Source organism: Marinobacter sp. UBA2688, assembly GCF_002352785.1.
Classification (GTDB): domain Bacteria; phylum Pseudomonadota; class Gammaproteobacteria; order Pseudomonadales; family Oleiphilaceae; genus Marinobacter; species Marinobacter salarius.
The window spans coordinates 235,566-243,056 of sequence record NZ_DELU01000010.1 but is presented as its reverse complement, the minus strand read 5'-3'; the positions used below and the strand labels follow the sequence as shown (position 1 = coordinate 243,056).

The following is a 7,491-nucleotide window of genomic DNA, read 5'->3' as shown; positions in this document are numbered from 1 at the left end:
ATCGTGTTCATGGCTTCCACCGAAGGTGGTGTTGAAATCGAAAAGGTTGCCGAAGAAACCCCGGAAAAGATCCTGAAGGCCGAAGTTGACCCACTGGTCGGAGCACAGCCATTCCAGGGGCGCGAACTGGCGTTCAAGCTAGGCCTGGAAGGCAAGCAGATTGGTCAGTTCACCAAGATTTTCCTGGGCCTGGCGAAACTGTTCGAGGAGTGCGATCTGGCGCTGGTTGAGATTAACCCGCTGGTTATCACTCCAGCCGGTGACCTGCACTGCCTGGACGCCAAGATTGGCGTTGATGGTAACGCGCTGTACCGTCAGAAGAAGATCCACGAGATGCACGATCCCTCCCAGGAAGATTCCCGGGAAGCGGAAGCTGCCAAGTGGGAGCTCAACTACGTGGCGCTGGATGGCAACATCGGCTGCATGGTTAACGGCGCTGGATTGGCCATGGGTACCATGGATATCATCAAGCTGTCCGGCGGCCAGCCTGCGAACTTCCTGGACGTTGGCGGCGGTGCCACCAAGGAACGTGTTTCCGAAGCGTTCAAGATCATCCTGTCTGACGACAACGTGAAAGCGGTACTGGTCAATATCTTCGGCGGCATTGTTCGCTGTGACATGATTGCCGAAGGCATCATCGGCGCCGTAAAAGATGTTGGTGTCAAGGTTCCTGTGGTTGTGCGTCTGGAAGGCAACAACGCCGAGAAGGGCACTAAAGTACTCGCTGACAGTGGCCTGAACATCATTGCCGCCACCAGTCTGTCGAATGCGGCAGAGCAAGTCGTTAAAGCCGCGGGGGGTAAATAATGAGCATCCTGATCAACAAAGACACCAAGGTTATCTGCCAGGGCTTTACCGGCGCACAGGGTACGTTCCACTCTGAGCAGGCCATCGAATATGGCACCAAAATGGTTGGTGGCGTAAGCCCCGGTAAGGGCGGCACCGAACACCTGGGCCTGCCGGTGTTCAACACCGTGCGTGAAGCGGTCGAGAAGACGGGCGCCGAAGCCACGGTTATCTACGTTCCGGCGCCGTTCTGTAAAGACGCCATCGTTGAAGCCGCTGACGCTGGCATCCAGCTGATCGTCTGCATCACCGAAGGCATCCCGACCATCGACATGCTCTACGCAAAAGAGTACGTCGATCGCAAGGGTGTTCGCATGATCGGGCCGAACTGCCCGGGTGTGATCACGCCAGGTGAGAGCAAAATCGGTATCATGCCGGGCCACATCCACAAGCCGGGCAAAGTGGGCATCGTGTCCCGCTCTGGCACCCTGACGTACGAAGCGGTCAAGCAAACCACCGACTTCGGTTACGGCCAGTCTACCTGCGTTGGCATCGGTGGTGACCCGATTCCGGGTTCCAACTTCATCGACATCCTGCAGTTGCTGCAGGACGATCCGCAGACAGAAGCCATCGTGATGATCGGCGAGATCGGCGGAACCGCTGAGGAAGAAGCGGCTGCGTTCATCAAGGACAACGTCAGCAAGCCGGTGGTGTCTTACATCGCGGGTGTGACGGCGCCTCCTGGTAAGCGTATGGGCCACGCCGGTGCGATTATCTCCGGTGGTAAGGGTACGGCGGATGAGAAATTCGCGGCCCTGAACGACGCCGGTGTCAAAACTGTGCGCAGCCTGGCTGAAATCGGCAAGGCGCTGAAGGAAGTGACTGGCTGGTAAACTACCGCCGGTGAATGAAAGCCCCCGGGTCTGTTTTGCGGACTGCCGGGGGCTTTTTGTTTTCTGGCGTCAGCGCAGGTTTTTCAATGCCTTCTTAACGCGGGCCACACATAAGACTATAATGCCCGGTCAGCCTGCAATATGATGGCTGTTCCCTATAAATAAAAGGAGTTCATGCTTTGAGTTCTGTCGATTCCCAGCAACGGATTTTGTCCGGCATGCGTCCCACCGGCAAGTTGCACCTCGGCCATTATCACGGTGTTCTGAAGAACTGGGTGAAACTCCAGCATGAATTCGAATGCTTCTTCTTCGTTGCCGACTGGCACGCGTTAACCACCAACTATGATGATCCCAGCGGCATTGAGGATAGCGTCTGGGATATGGTGATCGACTGGCTCGCGGCAGGCGTCAATCCCGGGTCCTCAACGATGTTCATCCAGTCCAAGGTGCCGGAACACGCGGAGCTTCATCTTTTGCTGTCGATGATTACCCCATTGGGCTGGCTTGAGCGTGTACCCACGTACAAGGATCAGCAGGAAAAACTCCGCGAGAAAGACCTGGCTACCTACGGCTTTCTCGGCTATCCGCTGCTGCAGAGCGCGGACATTCTGATGTATCGGGCCGGTCGGGTACCCGTGGGTGCAGACCAGGTGTCCCACGTGGAAATTACGCGCGAAGTCGCTCGCCGCTTCAATCACATCTACGGCCGTGAGCCGGGATTTGAAGAGCAGGCGGAGGGCGCCATCGTCAAGATGGGCAAGAAAAACGCAAAGCTTTACCGCACCCTGAAGAAGCGTTACCAGGAAGAGGGCGATATGGAAGCCCTGGAAACGGCGCGGGCATTGCTCAAGGAGCAGCAGAACATCTCCCTGGGCGATCGTGAGCGGCTGTACGGTTATATCGAAGGTGGCGGTAAGGTGATCCTTCCGGAGCCCCAGCCCCTGCTGACTCCGGAATCGAAGATGCCAGGACTGGACGGCCAGAAAATGTCCAAGTCCTACAACAACTATATCGGTTTGCGCGAAGAGCCTGACAGCGTCGCCCAGAAAATCCGCACCATGCAGACCGACCCCCAGCGGGTACGGCGTACCGATCCGGGCGAACCGGAGAAGTGTCCGGTTTGGGGGCTTCATCAGGTTTATTCCGATGCGGATACCCAGGAATGGGTGCAAACCGGCTGCCGCTCGGCGGGCATTGGTTGCCTGGAATGCAAGAAGCCGCTGATTGACTCGATTATTGAAGAGCAGCGGCCCCTGCATGAACGTGCTCGTGAATATGAAGGCAATCCGGACCTGGTTCACGCCATTATTGAAGAAGGCTGCGAGCATGCCAGGGATGCCGCGAGGGATACCCTTGAGGAAGTTCGGACAGCCATGGGCCTGAACTACCGCTGAGCCCCGACGCTGACAATTCCGGAGAGACCATGACCGAGGACACCACAGGCAATACGACGGCGGATGAGGGGGCTGAGGTGCCCGTTGAGCAGGCGCCACTTGCCCGTGTCTCCGGTAAGCCGGTGGTTGATCTGCCTCGTGACCTGTATATACCTCCCGATGCCCTGGCGGTCTTCCTTGAGGCCTTTGAGGGGCCATTGGATCTGTTGCTGTATCTGATCCGACGTCAGAACATGGATATCCTCGACATCGATGTCAGTGAGATTACCAAGCAGTACATGGATTACATCGGCGCCGTTGAAGCCATGCGGTTCGAGCTGGCCGCAGAGTATCTGGTTATGGCAGCGACCCTGGCGGAGATAAAATCCAGGATGCTGCTGCCGCGACAGGAATCCGAGGACGAAGAGGACATCGATCCGCGAGCGGAGCTGATACGCAGGCTCCAGCAGTATGAGCGCTTCAAGCAGGCCGCGGAAGATATTGACGACTTGCCACGGCTTGAACGGGACAATTTCGTTGCCTCTGCAGCGTTGCCCCGGATGCCTTCCAGTCAGCCCCATCCGGACGTGGATCTGCGGGAAATACTGTTTGCGCTGCAGGGCGTGCTTAAGCGTGCAGACCTGTTTACCAGCCACCACGTGGAGAGGGAGCGTTTATCCACCCGTGAACGTATGTCGGCAATATTGTCGGTCCTGCGGGATGACCAGTTCGTGACATTCGAAAGTCTGTTCACTCCAGAGGAAGGGCGATTGGGGGTCGTGGTGAGTTTTCTGGCGACCCTGGAACTGGTCAAGGAGCAATTGATCGAAGTGGTCCAGGCCGAGGTGCTGGGGCCGATCCATGTCAGGGCGAGAGCGGTATGAACGAGGACAATCTCCGGAAAATACAGGCCATAACCGAAGCTGCATTGCTGGCAGCGGGAAAACCCTTATCGGTCGACCAGTTACGGGATCTTTTCGAAGAAGGTGAGCGCCCGGCCCGTCAGATAATGGAGCATGTACTGGTCTTGCTGGAGCAGTCTTGCCAGGGGCGGGGATTCGAGCTGAAGAAAACCGCCAGTGGTTACCGTCTTCAGGTGCGGGAAGAGTTTGCTCCGTGGGTGGGGCGTTTATTCGAAGAAAAGCCCCAGAGGTACTCCCGAGCACTGCTGGAGACGTTGGCGCTGGTTGCCTATCGCCAGCCCATAACCCGCGGTGAGATTGAGGATATTCGGGGCGTCACCGTCAGCAGCAACATTGTCCGTACGCTGCTTGAGCGGGAGTGGGTGAGGGTAGTCGGGCACCGCGACGTGCCGGGTAGGCCTGCTATGTATGCCACCACCCGTCAGTTTCTGGACTATTTCAATCTGGAAGGTCTGGACCAGATGCCGCCCTTGTCAGAAATCCGGGATCTGGAAGAGATCGGTCGGGAAATCGAAAAGAACATGCAGGCCGAGATCGAATTTGAATCTCCGGCCCGGAATGCTGGTGACGATGGGGATGACGCCAATCCCGATAACGCGCCAGGACAAACACTTCACTGATGCCACCGGCGTCAGTCACTCTTTAAGGATAGATCCATGGCGGCCAATCGCCCCAGAAAACCCGAACAGCGGCAGCCGGATGAAACCACCGTTTCCGGCCCGGAGCGCATACAGAAGCTACTGGCACGAGCCGGTGTGGGATCGCGTCGGGAAGTTGAGTCCTGGATCGAAGCCGGTCGCCTGAGCATCAATGGGAATCCGGTTGAGCCGGGGCAGAAAGTCACGGTTGATGATCGCATTGAGTTGGATGGCAAGCGCCTCGACATTGCGGCCGGGGCCGAGGTGGTCAGGCGTGTACTCATCTACAACAAACCGGAAGGCGAGGTCACCACACGCCGAGACCCGGAAGGACGACCGACGGTATTCGACAGCCTTCCCCGGCTCCGTGACCATCGCTGGATTGCCATTGGGCGGCTGGACATCAATACCACCGGCCTGGTGCTGTTCACCACCGATGGGGAACTCGCCAACCGGCTGATGCATCCGTCACGCCAGATTGACCGCGAATACGCGGTCCGGGTATTTGGTGAAGTGGATGAGGCGATGATCAAAAGATTGTCTGAGGGCGTGCTGCTCGACGACGGTATGGCGAAGTTTTCGGACATCAGCGAGGCCGGGGGAAAGGGGATCAACCAATGGTTCCATGTGACGCTTCTGGAAGGCCGTAACCGTGAAGTGCGCCGGCTTTGGGAATCCCAGGGGGTGAGGGTCAGCCGCTTGAAACGTGTGCGCTACGGGCCGATTTTCCTGCCAAGCCGCCTGACGGTTGGTAAGTGGGAAGAGCTGGATCAGAAAGCCGTGGATTCGCTGAGCAAAGCCGTCGATTTGAAGCCTGTGGGCATTCCGGCCAAGACGCCGTCTGAGCAAAAGACCCTTGATCGTAAGCGTCGTAAGCAGGCCGGGGCAGGTCCGCGTAAATCAGGCGGCGCGCGATGGCAGGTTGATAGTACTGGCCCGTCGACGGGCCGGAAGTCATCAGGCAAGCCACCGGCAAAGTCTGGAAAACGCTGATCAGTTGCTGATAGCGGCGAAAACCCGTGTGCAATTGCGGCCATGGGCTTTCGCCCGATACAACGCTTCGTCGGCGCGGGCGAGCCACTGGTCGGCGGTCTCGTCTGCCAGTCTCATGGCCACACCGCAGCTGGCGGTTACTGTGACATCGGTATCCCCGCAGTCCACGACAATGGTACTGATGAAGTCGCGAATACGGTCGCCAACCTCGCGGGCGTTCGCCTCGTCGGTATGGGCCAGCAGGATGGCGAACTCTTCCCCACCAAAGCGGTACACACTGTCGGAGTTTCTGACAGCCTTCTCGAGTTCGGCGGCCGCCAGTTTCAGCATGTGATCACCCACGACATGGCCGTACTGGTCATTCACCTGCTTGAAATGGTCCAGATCGCACAGGATCAGCGAATACTGCTCTCCATGCCTGTCGCCAAGACAACTGGCACGGGACAGCGCCTCGTCCATAGCACGCTTGTTGGGAACACCGGTCAGGCAATCCGTCAGTGACGCCTGTTCGATGGCAATAAACTGGCAGGCATTGCGAATGGGGCAGATGGTGGCCGCAAGCATCAGCTCTATGCCTTCGAGCTCCTGTTCCGTGAATTTTTGTCGACGGCTGAGAGAGAGCGTGCCATAGAAACCGCCTTCGAGATTGAGCCGATAATCACAGCTGTGGGGGCCGCCTTTGCCAGTCACATAGACAAAATCCCTTGAACCGATGGTATGCCGATAAGTCAGGCAGTCGTAAGGAACTACGCTGGCGATCTCTTCAGCCAGAATTGCCAGTTGTGTTTCCAGGCTGAGTGTCGTGGACAGTCGTCGGGTCAGTCTTGTCAGCACATCCGGGGATTCATTCCAGTCGCGGTGCGCCTGTCGCAGGGCTGCGAGCTTCTGTGGTTGTGGTCCAGACTTGTTGATTGACGGAATCTGTTTCACTCAAAGCTGCCTGTTAGATTATTTTCTCTCATCAAGCATATTTGGGGCCAGTAATAAATTAACGCGAAATAACAGTTATATATAGCGATATTGTTCTGAATTATTCAATGGTTAAAACAGACTTGGTGGCAAGCACGTCAAATTTCCGGCACAGGTTTGCCGGCATGACCGGATCGTTAAAATGTCCGACAAGGGGATTGGGCTCACGGGTGCCTGTGGTAAACTTCTGCGCTTATTCTTTGCTGCCAGTAGCGAGTGAGCGACCAACTTTATGAGGTTTCAGGCCCCCGAAAGTCTTTCCGAACAGATAGCCCAGCACCTGGGGCAGCGCATCGTGACCGGCGACCTGAGGCCGGGCGAGCGGATCCAGGAACTCAAGGTTGCCGGTGAGCTGAATGTCAGTCGCGGTTCCGTGCGCGAGGCGTTGTTGATTCTCCAACGCCGTCATCTGGTGGATATCTTTCCTCGCCGTGGTGCCGTGGTGTCCCGTTTGACTCCGGAGCTGGTCAACAGCCTCTATGATATCTACATTGATTTACTGTGCATGCTGGGGCGGAAGGTACTTGAGCGTTGGTCCGGCAGTGAACTGTCTGGCGTTATGGGTCAGGTGCGGGAGCTTCAGGCGGTCATTGATGCACTCAACTCCTCCGGCGGAGATGCTGCCGAGCAGGTCATTGATGCCGGATTCGGGGTAATGCGCTACGCCTATGGGTTGGTGGAAAATCCGTTCCTTGAGGAAACCCTGGAAAATTTCCGGCCTGCGATCAGCCGGACCTATTTCGTCGCACTGGAGAACTTCCGCGATGAACTGGCGGAAACCGGGCGGTTTTTCCGGCAACTTGCGGACGCAGCGGTGCATGACGACGCCGCCGGCCTTGAAACCGCCATCTGTGAGTTTGGCGAACATCAGCGTGAACAGGTACTGAGTATTCTCAGGGAAGAGGTGAGCGCCTGA

The 7,491-nt window shown here is 57.2% G+C and carries 8 protein-coding genes; 7 read left to right on the top strand and 1 reads right to left on the bottom strand.

All coding sequences use genetic code 11. From position 1 onward, the window contains the following. From sucC to rluB, 6 genes are all read left to right on the top strand, one after another. On the top strand, positions 1 to 807 hold an 807-nt coding region (gene sucC, locus B3M52_RS05820; RefSeq protein WP_286749119.1), incomplete at its 5' end, for an ADP-forming succinate--CoA ligase subunit beta. Beyond that, positions 807 to 1,679: a succinate--CoA ligase subunit alpha gene (gene sucD, locus B3M52_RS05815; protein WP_036208055.1), complete on the top strand. Its 873-nt coding sequence runs from the start codon at positions 807 to 809 to the stop codon at positions 1,677 to 1,679. The genes sucC and sucD, both read left to right, overlap by 1 nt. A 179-nt stretch (positions 1,680 to 1,858) precedes the next feature. Next, positions 1,859 to 3,073, top strand: coding sequence for a tryptophan--tRNA ligase (locus tag B3M52_RS05810; protein ID WP_174447630.1), 1,215 nt, complete (start codon positions 1,859 to 1,861; stop codon positions 3,071 to 3,073). Positions 3,074 to 3,102: 29 nt separating this feature from the next. Further along, positions 3,103 to 3,936 (top strand): segregation and condensation protein A, encoded by an 834-nt coding sequence (locus B3M52_RS05805; RefSeq protein ID WP_075196836.1) that lies wholly within the window; start codon positions 3,103 to 3,105, stop codon positions 3,934 to 3,936. Continuing rightward, a complete protein-coding gene (scpB, locus tag B3M52_RS05800) occupies positions 3,933 to 4,595 on the top strand; it encodes an SMC-Scp complex subunit ScpB (RefSeq protein WP_075196835.1) in 663 nt (220 codons plus the stop codon). The genes B3M52_RS05805 and scpB overlap by 4 nt, the downstream gene beginning before the upstream one ends. 36 nt (positions 4,596 to 4,631) lie before the next feature. Next, a complete protein-coding gene (gene rluB, locus B3M52_RS05795) occupies positions 4,632 to 5,606 on the top strand; it encodes a 23S rRNA pseudouridine(2605) synthase RluB (RefSeq protein ID WP_075196834.1) in 975 nt (324 codons plus the stop codon). On the opposite strand, the gene B3M52_RS05790 is transcribed toward rluB, so the two are convergent. Further along, the gene (locus tag B3M52_RS05790) at positions 5,607 to 6,536 is read right to left on the bottom strand and encodes a GGDEF domain-containing protein (RefSeq protein WP_075196833.1); all 930 of its coding nucleotides are present in this window, start codon (positions 6,534 to 6,536) and stop codon (positions 5,607 to 5,609) included. 271 nt (positions 6,537 to 6,807) lie between these two features. Between B3M52_RS05790 and B3M52_RS05785 the strand changes: the two genes are divergently transcribed. Next, positions 6,808 to 7,491 carry a GntR family transcriptional regulator gene (locus tag B3M52_RS05785; RefSeq protein ID WP_075196832.1) on the top strand — a complete coding sequence of 228 codons (684 nt, stop codon included), beginning with the start codon at positions 6,808 to 6,810 and terminating at the stop codon, positions 7,489 to 7,491.